General features: G+C 65.9%; 20 protein-coding genes. 4 read left to right on the forward strand and 16 right to left on the reverse strand.

From position 1 onward, the window contains the following. Positions 1-115: 115 nt before the first annotated feature. Positions 116-1,159 carry a bile acid:sodium symporter family protein gene (locus IHE57_RS03700; protein ID WP_253719872.1) on the forward strand — a complete coding sequence of 348 codons (1,044 nt, stop codon included), beginning with the start codon at positions 116-118 and terminating at the stop codon, positions 1,157-1,159. After that, positions 1,156-1,752, forward strand: a complete 597-nt coding sequence (locus IHE57_RS03705; RefSeq protein ID WP_209370885.1) for a GNAT family N-acetyltransferase — start codon at positions 1,156-1,158, stop codon at positions 1,750-1,752. Before IHE57_RS03700 ends, IHE57_RS03705 begins: the two co-directional genes overlap by 4 nt. Before the next feature lie 24 nt (positions 1,753-1,776). Here the strand turns inward: IHE57_RS03705 and IHE57_RS03710 are convergent, their stop codons facing one another. From IHE57_RS03710 to IHE57_RS03735, 6 genes are all read right to left on the reverse strand, one after another. Further along, a complete protein-coding gene (locus IHE57_RS03710) occupies positions 1,777-2,442 on the reverse strand; it encodes a YbjN domain-containing protein (RefSeq protein WP_209370887.1) in 666 nt (221 codons plus the stop codon). Between the two features lie 50 nt (positions 2,443-2,492). Beyond that, complete coding sequence (locus IHE57_RS03715) at positions 2,493-3,947, reverse strand: glycosyltransferase (protein WP_366933843.1); 1,455 nt, start codon at positions 3,945-3,947, stop codon at positions 2,493-2,495. A 20-nt stretch (positions 3,948-3,967) separates the two neighbouring features. Next, complete coding sequence (locus tag IHE57_RS03720) at positions 3,968-4,777, reverse strand: alpha/beta fold hydrolase (RefSeq protein ID WP_209323897.1); 810 nt, start codon at positions 4,775-4,777, stop codon at positions 3,968-3,970. 13 nt (positions 4,778-4,790) lie between these two features. Beyond that, positions 4,791-5,102: a DUF2516 family protein gene (locus tag IHE57_RS03725; protein WP_209370889.1), complete on the reverse strand. Its 312-nt coding sequence runs from the start codon at positions 5,100-5,102 to the stop codon at positions 4,791-4,793. Between the two features lie 211 nt (positions 5,103-5,313). Continuing rightward, positions 5,314-5,712 (reverse strand): AzlD domain-containing protein, encoded by a 399-nt coding sequence (locus IHE57_RS03730; protein ID WP_209323899.1) that lies wholly within the window; start codon positions 5,710-5,712, stop codon positions 5,314-5,316. Next, entirely contained in the window at positions 5,709-6,488 is a 780-nt protein-coding gene (locus IHE57_RS03735; RefSeq protein WP_209370891.1) for an AzlC family ABC transporter permease, read from the reverse strand. The genes IHE57_RS03730 and IHE57_RS03735 overlap by 4 nt, the downstream gene beginning before the upstream one ends. Before the next feature lie 66 nt (positions 6,489-6,554). Between IHE57_RS03735 and IHE57_RS03740 the strand changes: the two genes are divergently transcribed. Continuing rightward, positions 6,555-7,181: a helix-turn-helix domain-containing protein gene (locus IHE57_RS03740; protein WP_253719873.1), complete on the forward strand. Its 627-nt coding sequence runs from the start codon at positions 6,555-6,557 to the stop codon at positions 7,179-7,181. A 71-nt stretch (positions 7,182-7,252) separates the two neighbouring features. Here IHE57_RS03740 and IHE57_RS03745 read toward each other — a convergent pair whose 3' ends face one another. Continuing rightward, positions 7,253-8,395, reverse strand: a complete 1,143-nt coding sequence (locus IHE57_RS03745; RefSeq protein WP_209370893.1) for an FUSC family protein — start codon at positions 8,393-8,395, stop codon at positions 7,253-7,255. Positions 8,396-8,480: 85 nt separating this feature from the next. Here IHE57_RS03745 and pepN point away from each other — a divergent pair, with 85 nt between their 5' ends. After that, positions 8,481-11,345, forward strand: a complete 2,865-nt coding sequence (gene pepN, locus IHE57_RS03750) for an aminopeptidase N (protein ID WP_209370895.1) — start codon at positions 8,481-8,483, stop codon at positions 11,343-11,345. 153 nt (positions 11,346-11,498) lie between these two features. Here the strand turns inward: pepN and IHE57_RS03755 are convergent, their stop codons facing one another. The 9 genes from IHE57_RS03755 to IHE57_RS03795 all read right to left on the reverse strand — a co-directional run bounded on the left by IHE57_RS03755 (position 11,499) and on the right by IHE57_RS03795 (position 22,184). Beyond that, a complete protein-coding gene (locus IHE57_RS03755; RefSeq protein ID WP_209370897.1) occupies positions 11,499-12,587 on the reverse strand; it encodes a C40 family peptidase in 1,089 nt (362 codons plus the stop codon). 284 nt (positions 12,588-12,871) lie between these two features. Further along, positions 12,872-13,954, reverse strand: a complete 1,083-nt coding sequence (locus IHE57_RS03760; RefSeq protein WP_209370899.1) for an LLM class flavin-dependent oxidoreductase — start codon at positions 13,952-13,954, stop codon at positions 12,872-12,874. Between the two features lie 82 nt (positions 13,955-14,036). Beyond that, complete coding sequence (locus tag IHE57_RS03765) at positions 14,037-16,148, reverse strand: HNH endonuclease signature motif containing protein (protein WP_209370901.1); 2,112 nt, start codon at positions 16,146-16,148, stop codon at positions 14,037-14,039. 414 nt (positions 16,149-16,562) lie between these two features. Beyond that, positions 16,563-16,958: a universal stress protein gene (locus tag IHE57_RS03770; protein ID WP_209323906.1), complete on the reverse strand. Its 396-nt coding sequence runs from the start codon at positions 16,956-16,958 to the stop codon at positions 16,563-16,565. Between the two features lie 178 nt (positions 16,959-17,136). Continuing rightward, on the reverse strand, positions 17,137-18,567 hold the full coding sequence (locus IHE57_RS03775) for an APC family permease (protein ID WP_343071783.1): 1,431 nt from the start codon (positions 18,565-18,567) through the stop codon (positions 17,137-17,139). A gap of 80 nt (positions 18,568-18,647) precedes the next feature. Beyond that, on the reverse strand, positions 18,648-19,349 hold the full coding sequence (locus tag IHE57_RS03780) for a type 1 glutamine amidotransferase (protein ID WP_209370903.1): 702 nt from the start codon (positions 19,347-19,349) through the stop codon (positions 18,648-18,650). After that, complete coding sequence (locus tag IHE57_RS03785) at positions 19,346-20,410, reverse strand: dipeptidase (RefSeq protein ID WP_209370906.1); 1,065 nt, start codon at positions 20,408-20,410, stop codon at positions 19,346-19,348. Before IHE57_RS03785 ends, IHE57_RS03780 begins: the two co-directional genes overlap by 4 nt. Positions 20,411-20,518: 108 nt before the next feature. Beyond that, positions 20,519-21,670 (reverse strand): DUF819 family protein, encoded by a 1,152-nt coding sequence (locus IHE57_RS03790; RefSeq protein WP_209370996.1) that lies wholly within the window; start codon positions 21,668-21,670, stop codon positions 20,519-20,521. A 199-nt stretch (positions 21,671-21,869) separates the two neighbouring features. Then, positions 21,870-22,184 carry a DUF3870 domain-containing protein gene (locus tag IHE57_RS03795; protein ID WP_209323910.1) on the reverse strand — a complete coding sequence of 105 codons (315 nt, stop codon included), beginning with the start codon at positions 22,182-22,184 and terminating at the stop codon, positions 21,870-21,872. Between the last annotated feature and the right edge of the window lie 33 nt (positions 22,185-22,217).

The raw sequence follows: 22,217 nt of genomic DNA on the forward strand, positions 1-22,217 counted from the left end.
GCTCGCGAGAGTCTTCCGCGAGAGTCGTCCGCGACCACTTCTCTCACTATTCGACACGTTGTCTCGAATGGCAATACGACCTCGACCGGAACTGCAGACGGAGTAGCCTGTGTTCATGTCAGACGCACCAGCACACCAGACTTCCGGGAACTCCGCGCCTCCCGCCGCCGACCGCAGCTCGATCATCGCCGTCACGGCTCTGCCGGTCCTCGTCGTCATCGCCGGCGTGCTCGGGTTCCTCCTCCCCGACGCCTTCACCCCGCTGGCACCGACGATCACCTGGGCGCTGGGCGTCGTCATGTTCTTCATGGGACTGACGCTGACCCTGCCGGACTTCACCCGCATCGCCAAGCGTCCCTGGATCGCCGTCCTCGGCGTCGTCACCCAGTTCGTCGCGATGCCGCTGCTCGGCCTCCTCGTCGTCACGGTCTACGGACTGCCCGCGGAGATCGCCGTCGGCGTCATCCTGGTCGGCTGCGCCCCCGGCGGAACGGCCTCGAACGTCGTGACCTATCTGGCCAAGGGCGATACCGCGCTGTCCGTGTCGATCACCACTCTGTCGACCCTGCTCGCCCCGGTGCTCACCCCGCTGCTGACCCTGTGGCTGGCCGGCTCGTACATGGACGTGCCGTTCTGGTCGATGTTCGTCTCGATCTGTCAGACCGTGCTCGTCCCCGTCATCGTCGGAGTCATCGTCCGTGTCGTCGCCTCGAGCCTCGTCGACAGGATCTCCCCGGTGCTGCCGTGGCTGGCGTCGATCGCCATCGCCTATATCGTCGCCATCGTCGTGGCCGGCTCGGCCGGGTCGATCGCCACGGCCGGAGTGCTCGTGCTGCTGGCCGTCGTCACCCACAATCTGCTCGGGCTGGGCGTGGGCTACGGTGTGGCCGCCGCGTGTCGTCTCGACACTCCGACACGTCGGGCGCTGTCCTTCGAGGTCGGTCTCCAGAACTCGGGGCTCGCCTCGACCTTGGCCACCACCTACTTCTCGCCTCTGTCCGCGCTGCCGGGTGCGGTCTTCAGTGTCTGGCACAACGTCTCCGGTGCCCTGCTCGCTTCGCTCTTCGCCCGCCGCCCCTACGGCAGCTCGCCGGCCGATGCGGCCGCTCACGGTCCCGTGGCAGCAACCTCCGTCGTGGGTGAAGGTGCCGAGCGATGAGCGGCGAGACGCAGGAGTTCAGAGGGTTCGACGCCTACTCGCCCGAGACCCTCGACCTGGCAGGACGGAGGTTCATCATCCGTCGGGCCACCGAGGCCGATGTGCCCGCTCTCGTCGCTCTGCTGCGCGATGACGTGCTCGGCGCCGCCCGTGAAGGCAGCGCCGGTGAAGGCAGCTCGGGCGAAGGCAGTGCCGGTGCCGACGTCGGTTCTCCGGCAGCGGATGCGGCGGTTGCCGATGACGCGGCCGCCTATGCTCGTGCCTTCGCACTCATCGCGGCCGATTCCAATCAGCTGCTCGTCGCCGTCGAGGAGGGCCCGGCCGTGGTCGGCACCCTGCAGCTCAGCCTCATCCCCAGCCTGTCCCGGCGCGGCACTCTGCGACTGCAGATCGAAGCGGTGAGGATCGGCGCCTCGGCACAGGGCATCGGCCTCGGCACGGCAGTCTTCGAGTGGGCGCATGACTGCGGTCGTCGCTTCGGCGCCGGGCTCGCCCAGCTGACCACAGACCGCTCACGCACCGACGCGCAGCGCTTCTACGCCCGCCTCGGCTATGACGCCAGCCATGAAGGACTCAAGCTCCCGCTCGACTGAGTGGGCGTCGCCTGCTCCTCGTCATCAGCGGCCACCCGCTTCCCGGCCGGCGTCGGAGCCGGACTCTCCCATTCCCTCCGCCATTCCCTCCGCGGTCCCGGCGTCGGACTTGCTCTGCGGACGCCCGGCCATAGCCGTGGTCTCGACTCCACCCGCTTCGGAATCACCGAGGCCGCCCGCGCCGAGGAACTCGTTGTCGTCCCCGCTGAGCACGTGTTCGAAGGCCGCGAGGTTGCGCGTCGACTCCCCCCGGCTGACGCGCCAGGCCCATTCCTTCTTCATCCCGGTGAGGAATCCGATGAGGAGGAGCTCGTTGAACGATGAGTCGGCGGCAGCGAGCATCGCTCCGAGCAGCGCATCGAGCTCATCGAGCAGATGCTCCCGGGGAACGCTCGTGCGCAGATAGACATCGCCGAGGCTGTCGATCGCGAAGGCCACCGGCCCGGGTTTGAGGTTCTTCTGCAGCAGCCAGCGGTTGAATTCGAATGCGTTCTCGTCGGGATGACGGATGACGAAGGCCTGCAGATGGGCGGTGCGGGCGAAGACGCTGATGGCGACGTTCGTCTTGAGCTTCTTCTCCCCCGGCAGAGTGACGACGATCTCCGCGTCCTCGACCGAGTCGACGGGAACATCATTCTCCTCGGCCCAGGAGCGCACGCCGGCCAGGATCGCCTCGGTGTCGGTGCTCATGATCTCACGCCTTTCGCTCGTCTCTCATGCTCACCCACGACTCTAGTCCTTCAGCACGCTCCGAGGGCTTCGCAGCGGTGCGGACTCGCAGCAGCCGCGCCGGGCAGGGCGTCGAGGACGACTTCGACGGTACGGCCCCAGTCGAAGCGTTCGGCGCGATCGGCCGCGTGGGCTCCGAGTTCGGCACGCAGACGGTCATCGCACAGCAGGGTTTCGATCGCCGTGGCCCAGTGGTGAGGGTTGTGGGCGGCGATGAGCAGTCCCGAATGCCCGTGTTCGACGATCTCGGGCAGTCCTCCCACCGCCGCGGCGATCGCAGGCAGCCCTGTGGCGGCGGCCTCGGCGGCGACGAGCCCGAACGATTCGCTGCGTGAGGGGACGATGAGCACGTCGGCGGCCCGGTAGTAGTCGACGAGGACATGTGCGGGAACTGGCGGGCGGACCTCGACGCTGGGTTCGTCGGCGATGGCCGCGGTCAACTCGCGCAGATAGTTCGAGGAGGCACTGCCGGAACCCGAGGCCATGGTCCGTGTGCCGCCGGCGCCGCCTCCCGCATCGAGGCCGGCGTCAGCTCCGGAGGCGGCGCCGAGGAGGATCCCCCTGGTGCGAGAGGCCAGGTGCGGATTGCGTTCCCGCAGATCGGCCAGGGCGTCGACGGCGACGTCGGTGCCCTTGATGAACTGCATCCGTCCGACATAGAGGACGACGGCCTCGTCATCGGAGAAGCCGAGCCGGCTCCTGGCCGCGGCCTTCGCGCCGGGCCGGTAGTGCGCATGGTCGACTCCGGGCCGGGCCACTACGACCGAACCCGGGTCGGCACCGAGTTCGTTGATGAGGTCGCGCCGCTCGGCCGGGGTGCCGGCTACGAGCAGATCCGCCTCGGCGGCGATCCGCTCCTCGGCGTGCAGTCGCTGGGGCCGTTCGTGGCTGGTCTCCGAATCGCGGTTCTTCACCGCTCCCATCGTGTGCATGCTCACGGCGATGGGAGTCGGAGCTGCCCCCGCGGCGATGGGAGTCGGCGCTGCCCCCGCGGCGAGGTCGTGGGCGGATTCGCTCGCGGTCATATCATGGGCGCGCAGGGCCGCCTCGGCGGAGATCCAGTAATGGGCCCAGATGAGTTCGGCGGCGCGGAAGACCGGATGGTCGAGCAGCATCTGCGCGAGCTCCTCGATGGCGTCGGCGAGCTCGTCCTTCGTCCGCGCACCTGTCGGCAGGTGGTGGAGAGTGATGGACTCCGAGACATCCATTCGTCGGTCGACGTCGGGCCCGTCGATGACGTCGGCCCTGTCGGCGTCAGCCCAGTCGGCGGCGCCGCGGCCGTCGGACGCATCGGGTGCTCCGGTCCCGTCGAGGCCGCCAGGGTCGGCGGTGAACACGTCGACTCTGTGTCCGGCGGCGGCGAGAGCGCGCACGGACTGATCGACGTAGACGTTCATCCCCCCGGCATCGCCCTGGCCCGGCTGAGCGGCGGGCGAGGTGTGGAGGGAGAGGACGGAGATGCGCACGGGGACAGTCTAGCCAAGGACTAGCCGAAGAATTCACCCAGGATCCGGCGCACTTCATGACGGCCGCGCCACAGGATCGACCCGGCGGGAAGCACCTCGAGGTGAGAGGCGGGGATCGCCGCATGGACCGCCTCGGCGATTTCGACCGGGTGCGCGGGATCGTCCTCGTGCGTGAGGACGAGGACCTCGCCGGCGAAGCTGCGCAGATTCTCGGCGGCCTCCGCCGTGTCGTCCACGGCGATCTCGAGGGCCAGCCCGAGCCCGTCGGACATATCGGTGTGCACGAGGTTCTCGGCCTTCGCCTTCGTCCACGCTCGAGCGGGCAGCATCTGGGCCACCTCGGCGGGTTCGCGTGAGAGCATGAGCTCGACGATGCCGTCGATGTCCTCATCGGCCACCAGGCCGCGCAGTCTGTCCAGGTAGGAGCGGTTGGCCGCGGCCGCCTCGGCGGAGAAGCCCGTGAAGGAGGCCGGGAGTACGAGAGCGACCTTGTCGAGGTTTCCGGTCACAGGATGAGCGGTGCTGAGCAGGCGGAGCAGCCCGCCGGCCGACATCGACACACCGAGGGCACGACTCGCCGAGGTGGCGTTCAGGGCTTCGGCGAGTACCTCGGCGATCTGCGGGTAGTCCCACCCCGGGCCGGGTGAGGGCCTTCCGCCGTGTCCGGGCAGGTGGAGGAAATGCCGGGTGCCGGCGATTCCGGTGCCGAAGGGGCGGGTGTCGCGGACGGCGCCGGCGAATCCGTGGCCGAACAGGGTATGCGGCTCTCCGGAGCCGAACGTGGCGATGTAGCCGGACTCGGGCCCCGGCAGATTGAGGTCGGTGCTCATGCGGCGGGCGGCCTCAGCGGTTGCGGTAGCGCGGATCGACGGCCCTGACCTTCGGGCGCACGTCGGTGAGATAGACGATGCCGGCGACGAGGGCGATGATGTTGAGGAAGATCATGCTCATGCCCATCGGCGGCAGTGCGATGACGGCGAGCGCGAGGCCGACGCCGAGGAGGATCACCCAGAACTTCTTGCTCTGTTTGTCGACGGCGCGGTAGTTTTCGTCCTTGAAGCGGAGGCAGTCGATGAACGCCCAGAGCTGGACGATGAATGCGGCTACCGTCAGGGCAAGAAAGACGAGACGCTGAAAGCCCGCGATGTATTCCATCCCCTCAGCCTAGCAATCCCTCATCTCCCAAGCAGTGTCAGGAGCCGGATCCTGGGCAATTGCCCACTCTCGGCTCACCGCGTTCCCAGAGGATGCGTGCGCTCCCAGAGTCTGTGCGCGTCCCCCGAACGTGCGCTCCCAGAGGGCCAGCGCGTTCGCGCGAGCTCTCGCGTTCTCGCAGCGCTTCTGCGTTCCTCCAGGACGCGGGTTCTCAGAGCACCCCCGTCGTGCGGATGAGCGCGCACACGGCCATGCCGATGACGACGGCGAGGAGCATCGGCACACGCAGGATTGCGGCGAGCACACCGGCGCCGACCCCGATGAGCCGGGCCGGGTCGGCGATGTCCTTGCCGTCGAAGACCGCGGTGGTCGCGAACACGGCTCCGATCAGCACGACCGTGGCCCGATCCATCCACATCGTCACGCGCTCGGTCGAGTCGGCCGAGTCGCCGGAGGCCGCCGACGCTCCTTCGTCGCCCGAACCGGCCTCTATCGTCGCTCGGCGCCCGCGGGTGGCGATGGCCGCGCCGAGTTTCACGCCGGCGAAGCGCATGAGGTAGGTTCCGATGCTCAGCGCGGCCAGAGCGATGAGGAAGCTTCCCGCGCTCATGCCCGTCCGTCCTCTGCGCTCACCGAGGCCGGCTGCCCGCTGTCGGAAGGCTCGGGGCCATCGGCCGCGGCACCGCCTCGGCGGCTGAGCAGCGAGCGCACCGCCCATCCGACGGCCACGAAGACGAAGACCGACAGCGCGGTCACCGCGCCCAGCCCCAGCGGCAGAACCGGCGTGAGCGCCACGGCGATGAGGATGCCGGCGACGGTCAGCGAGAGCGTGGCGCGGTTCTTCAGATCCCCGCGGATGAGGCAGAAGAGGATGATCGGGAAGGCCGCATCGAGGCCGAGCAGGTCCGCGTCGATGACGTTGCCCAGCCATTGGCCGACCATGGCTCCGCTGGGCCACATGAGCGCGATCGCAGCGCCCATGAGCAGGAAGGCGTGCCATCTCGCGCGGGCGTTGCGTCCGGTCCGCGAGATCGCGGTGGACTCGTCATTGATCCAGTGGGAGGCGATGAGCGCGCGCCAGTCCTGAGGGAAGAACGGACCGACGGCGACGCCGAAGGCGAAGTTCCGCGAGTTGACGAGGAGCCCGGCCAGCACGGCGAGGATCGGGGCGCCGCCGGCGGCGATGACGCCGACGAAGGTGAACTCCGCAGCGCCTCCGAGGGCGAACATCGCCAGGAGCAGGGTCTGCCACCAGGCGAAGCCCGAGACTGCGGAGATCGCGCCGTAGGACAGCGCGACCGCGACGATCGTGATGGTCACGATCGCCACGGCTCGGTAGGTCGACCCGGGGAGCACCCGTTCGCCCGTGCGGAATAATGAACCCATGTTCCATACAGTGCACTTTACGCAGTCGTTCGTCAACCTGAACGTCTTGACCGTTACAATGAACACATGAATTCTCGAAATTCACCGAACGACGAGTCGGATATGGACGGCGCCCCGGCCGGTCCTCAGGCAGAGCCCAGTGCAGCGCTCTCCCCCAGCGAGCAGATCGCGGCGGCACTGAAACGGGAACGACTGCGGGCCGGACTGTCATTGTCCGAGGTCGCTCGGCGTGCAGGGATCGGCAAGTCGACGATGTCCGGGCTCGAAACCGGCAGCGGCAATCCGAGCCTGGAGACGATGTGGGCTCTGGCCGCTGCACTCGACATCCCTCTTGCGCGCCTGCTCGACCCGCCCCCGCACGAGGTCGCCTTCCAGCACGTCGGCGATATGCCCAGCCTGCCTTCGACCACCGCGAACTATGTGGCCACCCTGCTCTCACCGTCGCCGACGAATGCCCGACGCGATGTCTACTTCATCCAGGCCGAACCGGGTGAGCCCAGGGAGTCTCAGCCGCACCCGCAGGGCACGATCGAACATGTCATCCTCGGCCGCGGGGCCGCGCGCATCGAGGTCCTCGGACAGTCCTATGAGCTCGGCGTGGGCGACTACCTGACCCATCCGGGCGATCAGCCTCATCGCTTCACGGCTCTGGAACCGGGCACGAACGCCGTCTTCGTCGTCGAGAGCACCTGACAGGGCTACTCGACGGCCGGCCCCGCCGCCTCCGACGACCGGCCCGCTCCTACTCGACGACCGGCCCGCTCCTACTCGACGGCCGGACCGTCTTCGTCCTCCTCGGCCAGGGGCGGCAGGCGCGACTGAGCTTCCTCCCGCGTCAACCCCGCTGCCTGGAGGAGGTCGACGGCGACCGTCCGCAGGAGCAGGACCAGGGATTCGTCGTGGATGTCCCATTCCGGCTTCGCGCGCGGATCCAGAGCGCCCGCGGCTTCGGACAGGGCCGCCTCGGCGAGGGAGCGATCGGTGCCGCGGCGCAGGGCGATCTCGAGCTTCTTGGCCCCGTCGGCCAGCGATCCGACGTAATCGGCGATGACCGGCTTCTCGACGCCGAGTTCGGTCATGCCCACGACCCGGCGCGCGATCACCCGCATCGTCCGCATCGCCCGGTCGGAGAAGGTATGGGCACGGGAGAGTCGGGTCACCTCGGCGGCGTGCCGACGGGCGCGCGCATTGATCTTCGCCGCCTCACGCGAGATCCGCAGCGATGACCCCCACGAGTCGATGATGTCCTGGGTCTCGCGGGCTCGTTCGAGAGCCCGATCGGCCATGGTCGAGTCCGCATCCCGCAGCGCCCGCTTCATCATCTTGAGGACATCGTCGATCTCCTCGAGCATGTCCGCGGCCAGGCGTCGGGGCACCTTCCGGGCGTCGCGCGGAATGAGGAAAGCCAAGAGGATCGCACACACCGATCCGGTCAGGGCATCGAGCGTGCGGGGGAACGGCATGCTCGTGGCGGTGGCCGGGACCACGACGACATAGACGGATTGGACGGCGATCTGGGTGATGAAGATGCCGCCCGAATTGAGGATGGTGCCGATGACCAGGCCGATGATGAGGGTCAGCGCCAGCTGCCAGATGCCGGTGCCGTAGACGTTGACGAGGATCTCGCCCACGAGCACCCCGAAGGTCGCGCCGATGCCGATCTCGAGCGCTCGACGCAGGCGACGGTCGGCCACCGGGCCGATGCCGACCGCGGAAGCGACCGCGGCGAGGAAGGGATAGGGGTGGCCGAGGACGTAGACGCAGAAGGTATAGGCGGCGGTCGCGGCGATGGGGATCTGGATCAGCTGACCGGAATTCACCCAGACTCGCTTGAGACCCAGGCGCACGCGGTGGGAGACGACGCTGACTGCCCGCCGAGGCAATTCGCCGACCCGAGTCTCCGCCATCAGTCCCCTCTGCCGCTCATCGGTGCTGTACTCAGAGTACCGGAAATGTGGCATGCTAAAGTCTGTGCGCCGAGGAGGCTATTGAATGACAACGAATCTCACCCGAAACGAAGCGCAGAGTCGCACACAGCTGCTCGAGGTCGATACCTACTCAGTCCATATCGACGTCAGCAACGCCGAGACCGAAGACGAGACCTACTTCTCCCGCACAGACGTCGACTTCACGGCCGACTCGGCCGGTTCGACCTTCATCGACCTCATCGCCGACTCCGTCTCCTCCGTTCAGATCAATGGTGAGATCCTCTCCCCCGCCGAGGTGTTCGACGGTGCTCGTGTCACCTTCCCCGTCCGTTCCGGCCGGAATGCGCTGACGATCGAGGCCCAGGCCCGCTATTCCACCTCGGGCGAGGGACTGCACCGCTTCACCGACCCCGCAGACGGCAAGGTCTACCTCTATACGCAGTACGAGCCCACAGATGCTCGGCGCGTGTTCGCGAACTTCGACCAGCCTGACCTCAAAGCCGAGTTCAGCTTCTCCGTCACCGCTCCGTCCCACTTCCACGTGCTGTCGAATCGGCCCGAATCGACCTCGGAGCCCGGAAAAGGAACGGCGGACGCCGTCACTCACCATTTCCTGCCCACGCTGCGGCAGTCGAGCTACATCACCTGCATCACCGCCGGACCCTATGAAGGCGCGACTGACGAGTGGACGGACCCGAAGACCGGGCAGACGGTGCAGCTGGGGGCATGGACGCGTGCCAGCCTCGTCGACCATCTCGACGCCTCCGACATCTTCTCGATCACGAAGGCCGGCCTCGAATTCTTCACCGCCGAGTTCGACTACCCCTACCCTTGGGGCAAGTACGATCAGATCTTCGTCCCCGAGTACAACCTCGGCGCGATGGAGAACCCGGGTCTGGTGACGTTCACCGATGGTCTGATCTTCCGCGACAAGGTCACCGACGCCCAGTACGAATCACGTGCGAACGTCATCCTCCACGAGATGGCGCACATGTGGTTCGGCGACCTCGTGACGATGAAGTGGTGGGACGATCTGTGGCTCAAGGAGTCGTTCGCCGACTATATGGGCGGGCTGGCGCTGGCCGAGGCGACCCGGTTCACCGACGGCTGGGTGACCTTCGCGCTGCGGCGGAAGGCCTGGGCCTATACGCAGGACCTGTACCCGACGACGCACCCGATCGTGGCCGACATCCCCGATGTCGAGGCCGCGAAGCTCAATTTCGACGGCATCACCTATGCCAAGGGCGCATCCGTGCTCAAACAGCTCGTCGCCTTCGTCGGCAGGGAAGCGTTCTTCGCCGGATCCCGGCTGTACTTCAAACGGTTCGAGTATCGCAACACCGAGCTCGCCGATTTCCTCGAATGCCTCGCCGAGGCGGCCCCCGACCGGGACATCGCGAACTGGGCGGGCGCTTGGCTCGGCACTTCCGGAGTGTCGGAGCTCTCCCTGGAGCTGACGACCTCCGATGCTTCATCCATCGGCTCCGGTTCGCTCCAGGGGCCGGGAGCCGGAGTCCGCATCGCTTCGAGCACCGGCGCGAGGCTGCGGGCGACCGCCGATGCCGACGACGAGGCGGGAGCGGCTTCGGCCCAGGGCACCGGAGGTCAGGCTCACGCTCCACGCCGCCGGACGGGAGCCGAGAAGATCACGGCTGCGACGATCACTCAGGCCGATTCGGCCGAGGGTGCCTCTCTGCTGCGTCCGCACACCCTCGAGATCGCCACACTCGGGAGGTCGGGACGCGTGATCGTTCCGCTGGACACCTTCCGCTTCGAGTTCTCGACCGAGTCCGCCGAGGTCGAACAGCTCATCGGACGCAGCGCCGGAGCGATCACCCTGCTCAACTTCAACGATCTGGACTATGCGCGGGTCCGTCTCGATCCGGCCTCGACGGAGACGGCGATCACCTCGGCCTCGCGGATCATCGACCCGCTGTCGCGGGCGCTCGTGTGGTCGGCCCTGGACAATGCCGTTCGCGACGGCCTCATGCCCGTGCAGAAGTACCTCACGGCCTATGCGCGCAGCCTCGGCAAGGAGAGCCATGCGGGAATCATGGCCGGTCTCAGCCAGACCGCTCTGACCTGCATCGACCAGTGGGTGGCCGATCGCAATTTCGACACCGCGATCAGCGGGCTGCTCGGCGCCGCGCTCGACGCCCTGGCTGCGGCGAAGTCCGGCTCCGATGCTCAGCTGCATCTGGCCAATCTCGTGCTCGCGCTGACGTCACGGACGGCACGCTGTGCGACAGTCGGCTCGGCCGTGGTGATGGGGCGCAGCTTCGCCAGCCAGATCCTCACGGTGCCGGTCGGTGAGGAGATCGATCGCATGTACCCCGAGGCTCCGGGGACGAGCACGGAGGAGGCCGGCGGCGCCGAGCACTCCTCAGCGGGACTGCCCTTCCGCGGTCTGATCAACGACCACGCGCTGAGATGGAACGCGCTGACAGCGCTGGTGTGCCTCGGCTGGGCGGATCAGACGGACATCGCCAGGGAGAATCACTCGGACCCCAGCTCCTCGGGACGGCTCCGCGCCGAAACCGCCAGTGCCGCGCTGCCCCTGCCCATCGTCAAGATCCGGGCGTGGGAGGCCATCCGCGGCGCGAGCGCGCTGAGCAACGATGTCCTCTCGGCCATCATCTCCGGATTCATCGCTTCGAGTGCGCTGCCGCTCATCGAGGGCTATGTCGACGAATACTTCGATGGTCTGCTCGGCTTCTGGACCGACAATTCGATCGAGATCGCCCGGCGCCTGGTGCTCGGCCTCTACCCGCGCTGGTCGGTCGACGAGGAAGCCGTGGTCGAGAAGACCGACGCGTGGCTGGCCGCCCACACCGAGGCGCCGGCGGCCCTGCGCCGCCTGATCATCGAACGTCGCGACGACCTGGCCCGTGCCATCTTCCTCAAGTCGACACAGAGCTCGCGCCACTGAACCGACGCAGATGGCCGGCGCCCCATCCATGGGGGCACCGGCCATCTGCATTTCCGCTGTGCTGTCTGCCGACGGGCCTGCCGACAGACAGACGTGGCATCGGCCTGCCGGCAGACAGATGTGGCATCGGGTCTGCCGACAGCGAGATCTGGGTCAGAGGATCCGACGGGCTCCGGAGAATTCGTTGCCCGTGTCCCACTTCTTCCAGTCGGTGACGTAGACGTCCTTCGAGGCGTTGGGCGAGTGGATCATCTTGCCGTCGCCGATATACATGCCCACGTGGTGGACGGTTCCCGATGGAGTCGAGAAGAAGAGCAGGTCACCCGCCTTGAGGTGCGACGATGATACGGCCTTGCCTGCCCTCGCCTGGTCGCCCGAGTCGCGCGGGAGATCGATGCCATGGGCTCGGTAGATGCTGTAGGTGAACCCGGAGCAGTCGAATCCGTAGGCGGAGACTCCTGCCCACAGGTAGCGCAGGCCGTCGAACTGCTTCGCGGTCTTCACGAGGTCCTTGCCGCTGGGCTTCTCGGGCTTCTCACCGACGTCATAGACCGCTACGTCATCGGCGTCTATCCAGGCAGCGCCGCCGCCGGGGAGAGCGACGCGAACGTCGTCGACGTCTTGGGCGATGAGCGGCAGGTCGACATTGAAGCTGACGTCGGCGCCGGTGTCCTTGGTGAACTCGATGCCCTCGAGTTCACTCTTCGGCTTCGTCACGACGGCACGCGGCTGCTCTTCGCGGAGCTTTCCGAAGCGGTCGTTCTCGACCAGCTGCTTCGACGGCAGCCAACCCGGGTAGCCCTTCTTGTTCTTCGGGGTCTTCTGATCCTTGACGCTGACCCGGGCCCATTTGCCCTTGATGTCGAGGACAGTGACTTCCGAGCCGTAAACCGCCTGCGTCTCGGTCTTACCGGTGAGGCCTCGACGCACCTCGGTGCTCTTGAGGTTCTTGTTCCACTTAGCGAGGTCAACAGGATGGCCGAGGGCAGGCTTATCGACTTTTCGGGGAGCCTTGCGGTCGGCCCAGAGGGTGGCCACCGTGACATCGACGTAGGCCGTCTCGCCTTTTTCGATCTTTCCGTCGCTGATCCGTTCGAGTTCCTGGCCGGGAACGACATCAGCTGTGATGTCCGCTGACGTTGCGGCGTCGGTCGAGGACAGATTGCTCGACAGTGCGGGAGCACCGGCGCCGAAAACCAGTCCGACCCCAAGTGCTGCCGAAACAGCAATTTTGGTACGCATTATTTCTCTTTCGGTCTGCGGGCATCAGGCCCGCGCGGGGGAAGTCTCCGAAGGTGCGCGTGCGCATTCGGCGTACTCGATTCTCCTTTGACGCTGCCGTCCCTCGCAGGTCGACCTCGCTGCCGGCGAATCATTGCACGGTGTCAATCCTACCGACGGTTCGAGGACCGCCGACGTTCATGACACTGTGACAGGATAACGTGCTCTGCCGTCGGTTTGAAGTCCACTTGCCCGATTCGATGCCGAGCTGAGACTTCGATGGGGCATCGGACGCGGTTGAAGTCTCAGGCCGCGGCGCCGAGGAGCTCGGCAGCCAGGAGCTCGATCGTCTGGATGCGACCGGGGTCCTCGCGCAGGTCCTCGCCTTCCATCGCTCCGGCGATCGGCTGGATCATGATCTCGTCGACATCGAATCGTGCTGCGAGTTCTTCGAGTTGCGCAACAGCCGACTTCGTGTCGCCGATGATCCAGTTCTTCGACATTTCCTCCCCGACCATGCGTTCGCCGTCGTTCATGACCGATCGGACGTCGTCGCCGGCCAAGTGCAGCTTCTCCATCGGGCCGCCGGTGCGCAGACGTGACATCTGCAGCTGGAAGGGCTCGGAACGCAGCTGTGCCTCTTCAGCAGTGGGTGCGACCACGACGTTGGCCGTGACGAAGGTCTGCGGTTCGTCTCCATAGGCGCCCGGAGTGAAATTGTCGCGGTAGATCTTCATCCCCGTGGTCGCACCGGAGGCGAAGTGATTGGCGAAGACGTAAGGCATACCGAGTTCGGCGGCCAGCCGTGCCGAGTATCCGGACGACCCGAGCAGCCAGGGCAGAGGCTGAGTGCCCGGCACTGCCGCCGGTGTCGCCTTCAGCACGTGTTCGCGGCCGCCCTGCAGAGGGATGCGCAGCCCTTCGGGGGCCATCAGACCGAGGGTGTCGATCACATGCTGCGGGAACTGCTCGACGGGGTCGATGGCTCGCCCTTCCCGGTCGACCATGCGGCCTTCGCCGAGGTGGCCGCGCACCGCCGCCGACGTGATGGGGTCCGTGCCGGGTGCGCGTCCGATGCCCAGGTCGATGCGGTCACCGTAGACCGCAGAGAGCAGAGCGAAGAGTTCGGCGACCGCCAGCGGCGCGTGGTTGGGAAGCATGACCCCGCCGGATCCGAGTCGGATGTGCTCGGTGCCCTGCCCGAGGTGCATGAGCTCGGGGCCCGGCATCGTCGATGCGATGGAGGGCATATTGTGGTGCTCTGCGACCCAGTAGCGGGTGAAACCGAGGCGGTCTGCCGTATCGATGATCTGCTTCGAGGCGGCGAACGAATCTGCGGTGCTCTGTCCGGTGCGAACAGGCACGAGGTCAAGAATGGAAAGCTTCATATCGAAAGCAACAGCAGTCGCGAGGCGTTCATTCCTGGCGGCCCGTTCAGGGCCCGACCGGGATTGAATGGGATTGCAGGACTCAGCCGAAGAGAGTCTCGCCGATCTCGCGTGCAATGAATCGGGCGTGGAGAATCGGTTCTCTGGCTTGGTCGATCGATGCTGGAGGCACCCACGCCGGCCGGCCGTCTGCGAGCATTCGGCAGAACCAGTCGGACTTGTCGATCAGGTGGTGATGGGCAGAGCATGCCAACGTGAGGTTGTTGACGTCTGTTCTGCCTCCTCTCGCCCAGGGGACGATATGGTGCGCCTCGCACCAGCCAGGTGGCGTATCGCAGCCGGGGAAGGTGCACCCTTGGTCGCGACTGGCAAGAATCGCAAGCTGCTTCTCGGTTGCCAGTCGTCTTTCGGTAGCCAGTGCCATCGATTTCGTCTTCTCGCTCATGAGGTGGAAGAAGACCGAGCCGTTGAGCCCGTCGAGTGCGGCAGTCGTGATCGGAAAGGGCGCCTCGTCTCCGGTGGCTGCCCTGCCGGTCCGCGAGACGAGGTCCTCGGCCTTGGCCGTGACGACCAGGGCGTAGGCGGCTCCTGCCTTGATCCGGTTCATCTCGATGCTGCCGATGAGGCTGGAGAAGCGTTCGTAGATGCGTCTGCGAACACTGGGCTGTTCGGCGGCCATTGCCACCAGCGAACCGTCTTCCCTTACTCCCGCCCCCTGTGGGATCTCGCCGTCATCGCCCGCCTGCGGGAGCGAGAAGTCGAGCGAGGGGTCGAGGCAGTCCGAACGGTCTCCGCGCAGAACTTCGGTAAAGGCATCGACGACTGTCTGGTCGAGCGCCTCGGCGGCGCCGTCCTCGCTGACCTTCGACTTCTCATCGGTCTTGATCCGGGAAGTGAGCAGCCCGTTGAGGACTCCGCCGGTCTCTTCGTCGAGGCGGCCCTTGAACGTCCAGGTTCCGTCTTTCATCTGGCGCAGATTGACGTTGAAGTCCTCACGGTCGGCCGCCTCCTTCGGCGGAGCCCCGTCGGGATCGATCCAGCCGAGGATCTCGTCGAAGAGCACATGGATATCGCGCACGCGCACCGTCGGTGCCTTTTCGACGAGCAGCCTTTCGGCCTCGATTCTGTCGTCTTCGGCAGCTGTCGGCGGCAGCGCCTTGAGGCACTTGATAATCGTCGTCGCCTGGTTCGACGATAAGGCGCCCTCACGCAGGGCGGCGGCGAGGATCGGGAACTTCGCTTCGATCGATTCCCCGCTCATACTGGTCCGTTTGCCCAAGTGCTCGGCGAGCTGCGTCCTGCGATAGGCCTCATGAGAGGAGAGGTTCAGGCGGTGCTGCACCAGAGCCTTCGTCGTCTTGGCTCCGAAGTCGCGGGGCGTTCCGACTCGTTCGAAGACGGAGAGCGTGACGATCGACAGGGATTCCGTCAGCCGGTCCAAGGTCTCGAGCCCGTCGAGCACCGTCACGGCATCGTCGGGGCCCATGGGGCGGGTGAAGTCGTGCAGTTCCCCGAGCAGCCCCTGCAGTCTGTCGATGCTCTCAGTGACTTCCGGAGCGATGTGGTTGAGATCCGACCAGCGATACTCATCGAGCAGCGGATGTGCGCTTGCAGCCACGTCTCTGCTCTCGGCCACGGCTCTGTGCCGTTCGGTGCGTTCGAATTCGGCAGCATGCTCGGCTTCGCGCTGCTGCCGCTTCGATTCCTCGTACCGTGCTTCGAGCTCGTCCCACTCGGCGTTCGCACGCTCGATCTCCTCACGGCGCTGCGGATTCCTTCTGAGGAACTCCTCATGCTCGATGGCACGCTGAGCCTCACGCTCTTCGCGCTTCTCCTGCATCCAGGCTGCCTGACGCGCTTCGATCTCTTCGATACAGGCCTGGACTTCCGCCTCATTTCGCGGAGGCCCCGGATCAGGCGACCACAGGCCCTCACCGCCCCGGAAATCGCTGCCCTGAAGCGCTGAGGAGTTCGCCGCGCCGGCTTCTTCTTCGGCATCCTCCTCGACCGGAGATTCGGCGGTGCCGTCGAATCGATCGGCCAGGGGGTGCCCGGTGAGGTCGAACCCTGCTGCTTCGAGAAGTTCCCGATAGGTCGGCTTCTGGTCTTCGGGAGAGGCGGGCAACGGGGATGGCTGTGGGTCAGCTTCGGAATCGTTCTGCTCGTCGTGCCTGCGGTCGGGGATGAGAGCCATGTTCTCTGTGTCCGTTCATCATCATTGATGGTTTCGACTTATCCATACTCTAATCCACGATTAGAACAGAGTCCATAGTTCTGTGCGATTCTTTCGCATTTCTTTTCGTGCTGTTCGAACGAGTGCTATTTGAGCACCTTTGGCAGACCGTCGATTCAGCTTCGACGCGTCGATGTCAGCCTACGACGCGCAGGTGACACGAGAATCGCGAGGCGAATCGCACCGTCCCGCGGTCGAGCAGGGCAGAACTGCTCTTCAGCGACCGAGGGGCTGAGCAATCCGGACGTTGGGTCGACGCCGGCGCAATCCTATCCGGCACCCACGTCCTCGCCTGCGCAGTCCTCGCCGGCAGTCACGTCGACGCCGACCTCATCACTGAATCGGCCGACCAGCCCACCCAGCCAACGGAAGAGTTCAGTGGGCGGCCTTCACGCACAGCACCGGGGCCGCGGCGTCGAGGATGACCTTCTGGATCGTCGACCCGAGGAGGAACTTGCCGACCGGGGTCCGCTTCCTGGTCCCGAGCACGATCAGCTCGGCGCCCACCTCGGTCGCGGTGTCGAGGATCTGTTCGGCAGGGTCGTACTCGCTGCCGAGCGTCAGCACGCGGAATTCGACGTCGGACCTTCTCAGGTAGTCCTTGACGGATTTGAGCTCACCCTCGCCGAGGCGGTAGGAATCATTGCGCTGAGCCGACCGTGATGCGTTGACGACGACCAATTCTCCGCCGTCCTTCTTCACATGGGCGATTCCCGCATCGAGAGCGGCATGGCCGGCGGGGTTGTTGACGTAACCGACGAGAACAGTCATTCTTCACCTTCATTGGGTTGAGCCGAACAGTGCTGAGTGGAACGGTCGGAGCCCCACTGCTCCAGGATAGCGAGATGCGGCGCCGCGCTCCGAGACCGTCGCCGTCCCAGCGAGGACACTGCCCCACGGAACGGCGCACAGCCTCGGCGCCACATCGGCTCCACGCGCGGCATCGGCTTCACGTCAGTTCCTCGGGATTCCGGAATCGCGTGCTCGTTCCCTTGGTGGAACGGTTCCACAGCCAGGTCACGACCCACAGGACGACGCCGATGCCGACGAGTGCGACCGCGATCTGGTACTGGACGAGTTCGTCGAGGCGGGCCCAGGGGCCGACGAGGAACGCACAGCTGATGACGCCGAGCCACGGCAGGAACGTGGGCGCCTTGAAGTGATCGTGGTCGGCCGGCTGCTTGCGCAGGATGAGCACGGCCACGTTGACGACGGCGAACACCGCCAAGAGCAGCAGCGAGGTGGTGCCGCCGAGCGAGGCCGTCACCGTCTCCGGCAGGATCGTCGTCACCGCGATGATGAGCGCATAGGCGATGAGCGTCGTGAAGATGATCGACACCCACGGCGAGCGGCGACGGGCCATGACCTTCGCGAACACCGGTGGGAGCACGTTCTGCTTGGACATTCCGAAGAGCAGGCGGCTGGCCATGAGCATGTTGATCAGCGCCGAGTTCGCCACGGCGAACATCGTCATAAACGGGAAGATCGTGTCGATCGGCAGGCCGGGAGCCCCGGCGCGGACGACCTCGAGCAGGGGCGTCTCGCTCTCGGTCAGCACACCGATCGGCACCGCCGCGACGGTGACGAGGGAGACGAGCACGTAGATCACGCCGGTGATCGTCAGGCCCGAGAGCATGATCTTCGGGAACACGCGCGGGTCCTTCGTCTCCTCGACCATGTTGACCGAGTCCTCGAAGCCGACCATGGAGAAGAAGGCGAGCGCCGTGGCGCCCGTGACCGCGAGGAAGACGCTCTTGTCCCCCTCGGTCTCGAAGATCATCACCCGTGAGAAGTCCGCATCACCGGACCCGAGGGCGAAGAATCCGACGAGGATGACCAGCAGCAGGCCGCTGAGTTCGATGAGGGTGAGAACCACGTTGAACCACACGCTCTCGCCGACGCCGCGGAGGTTGATCAGGGCGATGAGGGTGAGGAAGCCCAACGCGATCCACATCACCCCGGTGCCCGAGACGTCCCAGCCGAATCCGGCCACGAGGTTCGCAGCGAAGACGTTCGACGCCGTCGACGCCGAGGTGATGCCGGAGCTGAGGACTGCGAAGGCGACGAGGAAGGTCACGAAGTGGATCCCGAACGCCTTGTGCGTGTACAGAGCCGCACCTGCGGCATGCGGGTACTTCGTCACGAGCTCCATATAGGAGAACGCGGTGATCAGCGCGATGAGGAAGGCGAGGATCACCGGCGCCCAGCCGGCGCCTCCGACCTGTCCGGCCACCTTGCCGGTCAGTGCGTAGACGCCCGTTCCGAGGATGTCGCCGACGATGAACAGAAGCAGCAGCTTCGGCCCCATCACCCGCTTGAGAGTCTCGGGGTGGTGCCCATCTCCTGCATCGACTGTGGTCGTGGGTTCCTTGTCGCTCACGATTCCTCCATCTCCGCCGCAGCCGCTTCAGCCGCAGTCCTGGCAGCTCCGAATGGTGTCAGAGCCCCGCCCAGTATGCATCAGCCCCGCACCACATCGAGAAACGCAGTGAACAGCGCCTTCGCATCACGTTCGCTCTCGGGGCCCAGCTCCTCCGCCTCTTCCACCAGAGTAGCTTTATCGAACCCGAGCTTCCGCAGTTTCGCCGCATCCCATCGCAGAATGTTCGCGCGTGTCGCCTCCGGGTGGAACTGCGTGCCCCAGGCACGTCCCATCCGGAATGCCTGGAATTCGCAGGCTTCGCTCGAGGCCAGCAGCGTCGCCTCGGTCGGCAGCTCCACGATGCGGTCCACATGGCTTTCGAGGAACGACGTCCGCTCTCGGATCACCGAGAACACGGGATCGGCGGCCGCCTCGGCGGTGGTATCGATCCGGGTGTATCCCTTCTCCGGCGCTCCGGTTCTGGCTCGCACGTCACCGCCGATCACATGGGCGATGAGCTGCCCACCGAGGCAGATCCCGAGCTGCGGCAGGTCCGTCTCCAGCGCATGGCGGACGAGTTCGGCCTCCCCGGCGAGCCAGGGTGCGCGGTCGGTCTCATCGGGCATGTACCCCCCGCCGAGCGCGATCAGGCCGTCGTAGGCCTCGAGTGCGCTCGGTTCCGGCAGGTGCGAGACGCCGCCGATGCGCAGATCGAATTCGACGTTCTCGCTGATCATCCACGGTGTCAGCAACCCCGGCTGAGAATCGATGTCATTGACGATGACGAGCAGCCGGGTCATGATCGGTCCCTCGCCGAGGCGGCCTCTTCGCGGTCCGCTGATCCGAGGAAGGCCGCGTACGCCTCTTCATGGTCTTCGAGGACTCGCATGGCATTCGCGAACCCGAGCCTGTGCAGGTCGGTCTCCGACCAGCCGCGTGAGGCGAGTTCGGCGAAGAGGTTCGGATACTGTCCCGCGTCACCGAGCCCGGTCGGCAGCTCATCGACTCCGCAGATGTCGCCGCCGAGGCCGATGTGGTCGATCCCGATCCGTTCGCGCACGTAATCGCAGTGGTCGGCGACATCGGCCACAGTCACCTCGGGGGCGGTGCCTTGCTCCCCGGCCTCGACCCATCTGCGGCGGGCATTCGAGACGAAGGAGGGCACGAACGTCATCATCGCCACTCCCCCGTTGTCGGGCACGCGGTCGAGGACGTCGTCGGGGATGTTCCGCGGATGCGGGTTGAGTCCGTAGGCGCAGGAGTGGGTGAAGAGCACGGGCAGGGTGGTGATGTCGAGCGACTGGTGCATGACCGAGGGAGCGACATGGGACAGATCGATGATCATGCCGATCCGGTTCATCTCGGCCACGACCTCGCGTCCGAACTCGCTCAAGCCCCCGTGCTGCGGCTCGTCGGTGGCCGAATCCGCCCACGAGTGCGTCGTCGACCAGGTCAGCGTCATGTAGCGGGCCCCGGCCCGCGCATAGGAGCGCAGCACGGCCAGCGATTCGTCGATCTGCTGGCCGCCCTCGACGCCCATGAGCGAAGCGACCCTGCCCGCACTGCGAGCGGCCCGGACCTCGGCGGCCGTCCGGGCGAACTGCAGACGTTCCGGGTACGCGGTGACGAAGCGCTGCACCGCGTCGATCTGCTCCCAGGTCGCCTTGACTGCGTGCGAGCCGGTGATCGAGGAGTGGACGTAGACCGACCAGTACTGCGCGGCGACATGGCCGACCGCCAGCTGATCCATCGTGGTGAACGGCGAAACGGCAGGATCGTTGAGACTCGCGACGCTGTAGTCGCGTTCCTCGCGCAGATACCAGGCGAGGTCGTTGTGTCCGTCGAAGACTTCGTAGCTCATGGCAGTGCTCCTTCATTGCAGGTGGTGGATGTTCGCAGTTCGGCCGCGGCGGCGGCCGCCGTGCGGGTCGGCACGGCTGGATGTGCAGTCGTCGGCTCAGGTTCACTCTCATCCGATCCCCGACATCAGCTGTGCCGTCCACAGCCCCAGGAAGGTGCCGGAGAAGGTGCCGATGAGCGCGAAGAGCACGCCGACCGGCACCAGCTGCCGGTTGAAGGCTCCTGCGACCACCGGCGCCGAGGCGATCCCGCCGATGTTCGCCGTACTGGCCACGGCGATGCTGAACAGTTCGGTCTTCGTCAGCTTCGCGTAGATGAGCATGATGACGATGTGGACGAGGAGCACGATCACGCCCGCGACGAGGTACAGCGGAGCCTCCGCCAAGGAGGTGAAGTCGGACCCGGAGGCGATGATGCCGATGATGAGGTAGAGCATGATGGTCGCGAGCTCGCTCGATCCTGCTGCTCGCCCCCAGCGGGTCGAGCCGATGACCAGGCCGAGGACGCTCACGATGAGGATCGTCCACGCCGAGGCGTTGATCACCGCCCCCACTTCCGGAAGCAGCTCGCCTGCGCGGGCGGCCAGGGCGGAGACGAGCAGCGCGAAGCCCAGCAGACCGATGATCGAAGGAAGCGTCATCGGCTTCTCCTCCTCACCGGTGACCCGGTCGGCGAAGTCGAACTTCGAGGTGTCGGCCTTCGTCCATCGGTTGAACCTGTCGGAGACGGCGACCGAGGAGAAGATGAGGAGCAGCCAGAACGAGTAGAGTACGGTGTCGACGATGAGCACATAGCCGAAGATGTCCTCGGGTGCCTCGAGGATGTTCTGGACCGCGACCATGTTCGCCGAGCCGCCGGTCCAGGAGGCGTTGAGCGCACCGAGTGCCTTCCACGATTCCGGGGCCAATGCCGAATGCACGATGAGATAGGCGACGATGAAGCCGATCATGATGCTCACGGCCGTGACCACGAAGGTCAGCAGCAGCTTCGGCCCGAGCCGGATGATCTGTCTGACATCGCATTTGAACAGCAGAAGCAGGATCATCGCCGGCAGCAGAGCGTCCTGCAGCCCGTCACCGACTCCGTCGACCGCGTCGTGGTCGAACAGGCCCACCGTGTTGAGCAGGGCCGCCACGATGTAGAGGAAGACGAACCCGGGGACATATCTGAATACCTTGAATCTCCCGCTCCGGTCGGCGACGACGAGAACCGCCGAGATCGCCAGCAGCAGGCTGATGAAAAGAAAACCGTCCGTGATCACAAACGACACTCCCTCGTTGGATAGGACCGCGCCCCGGTCTGCCGGTCCGCCCGGAAGCGGACGACTGTGTCCGGACACCCCGAAGGGAGGGCTCCGGCACGGAGGAACGCAGGTGCCGAGCGCGGTGAAGCCATGTGTGGTTGTCGATTGGATCCGGTCGGGTGTGGACTCGGGCAATCTTCGTGGTCGAGGAGACCTCTCAGCCTGAGGCGGGCAGCTCTCGGTACTTCTTCGCCGCGCTGTTCACCGCGGCGATGAGTGCCTTCTGTGAGGACCCGTGGTATCTGGCCGTGATCGTCTCCGTGAGCCGACCGGTGTCCAGGATGTCCGCGTCGATGAACAGGTCCCTGATGAACTTCCTTGTCAGGGCCAACGTCGCCGAGCAGTCGACATCGAGGATTCGGTGTGTGTCCGCCTCGATCTCGAAAGCGATGAAGAACAGCCCGTACTGCGTCATGATCGGGTTGTTCGACGGAGCCTTTGCTTCGCCGGTGAGGTAGATCGAGGAGGTCATAGTCCGTCAAGAATACTCGAGAATCGGAGTGCG

It is taken from the genome of Brevibacterium renqingii (genome assembly GCF_017808105.1).
GTDB classification, from domain to species: Bacteria; Actinomycetota; Actinomycetes; order Actinomycetales; family Brevibacteriaceae; genus Brevibacterium; species Brevibacterium renqingii.

Excerpts from the sequence above, each read along its gene's own strand:
- IHE57_RS03700 (WP_253719872.1), top strand. The coding sequence starts at position 116 with ATGTCAGACGCACCAGCACACCAGACTTCCGGGAACTCCGCGCCTCCC.
- IHE57_RS03705 (WP_209370885.1), top strand. The coding sequence starts at position 1,156 with ATGAGCGGCGAGACGCAGGAGTTCAGAGGGTTCGACGCCTACTCGCCC.
- IHE57_RS03710 (WP_209370887.1), bottom strand. The coding sequence starts at position 2,442 with ATGAGCACCGACACCGAGGCGATCCTGGCCGGCGTGCGCTCCTGGGCC.
- IHE57_RS03720 (WP_209323897.1), bottom strand. The coding sequence starts at position 4,777 with ATGAGCACCGACCTCAATCTGCCGGGGCCCGAGTCCGGCTACATCGCC.
- IHE57_RS03725 (WP_209370889.1), bottom strand. The coding sequence starts at position 5,102 with ATGGAATACATCGCGGGCTTTCAGCGTCTCGTCTTTCTTGCCCTGACG.
- IHE57_RS03730 (WP_209323899.1), bottom strand. The coding sequence starts at position 5,712 with ATGAGCGCGGGAAGCTTCCTCATCGCTCTGGCCGCGCTGAGCATCGGA.
- IHE57_RS03735 (WP_209370891.1), bottom strand. The coding sequence starts at position 6,488 with ATGGGTTCATTATTCCGCACGGGCGAACGGGTGCTCCCCGGGTCGACC.
- IHE57_RS03740 (WP_253719873.1), top strand. The coding sequence starts at position 6,555 with ATGAATTCTCGAAATTCACCGAACGACGAGTCGGATATGGACGGCGCC.
- IHE57_RS03745 (WP_209370893.1), bottom strand. The coding sequence starts at position 8,395 with ATGGCGGAGACTCGGGTCGGCGAATTGCCTCGGCGGGCAGTCAGCGTC.
- pepN (WP_209370895.1), top strand. The coding sequence starts at position 8,481 with ATGACAACGAATCTCACCCGAAACGAAGCGCAGAGTCGCACACAGCTG.
- IHE57_RS03755 (WP_209370897.1), bottom strand. The coding sequence starts at position 12,587 with ATGCGTACCAAAATTGCTGTTTCGGCAGCACTTGGGGTCGGACTGGTT.
- IHE57_RS03760 (WP_209370899.1), bottom strand. The coding sequence starts at position 13,954 with ATGAAGCTTTCCATTCTTGACCTCGTGCCTGTTCGCACCGGACAGAGC.
- IHE57_RS03765 (WP_209370901.1), bottom strand. The coding sequence starts at position 16,148 with ATGGCTCTCATCCCCGACCGCAGGCACGACGAGCAGAACGATTCCGAA.
- IHE57_RS03770 (WP_209323906.1), bottom strand. The coding sequence starts at position 16,958 with ATGACTGTTCTCGTCGGTTACGTCAACAACCCCGCCGGCCATGCCGCT.
- IHE57_RS03780 (WP_209370903.1), bottom strand. The coding sequence starts at position 19,349 with ATGACCCGGCTGCTCGTCATCGTCAATGACATCGATTCTCAGCCGGGG.
- IHE57_RS03785 (WP_209370906.1), bottom strand. The coding sequence starts at position 20,410 with ATGAGCTACGAAGTCTTCGACGGACACAACGACCTCGCCTGGTATCTG.
- IHE57_RS03795 (WP_209323910.1), bottom strand. The coding sequence starts at position 22,184 with ATGACCTCCTCGATCTACCTCACCGGCGAAGCAAAGGCTCCGTCGAAC.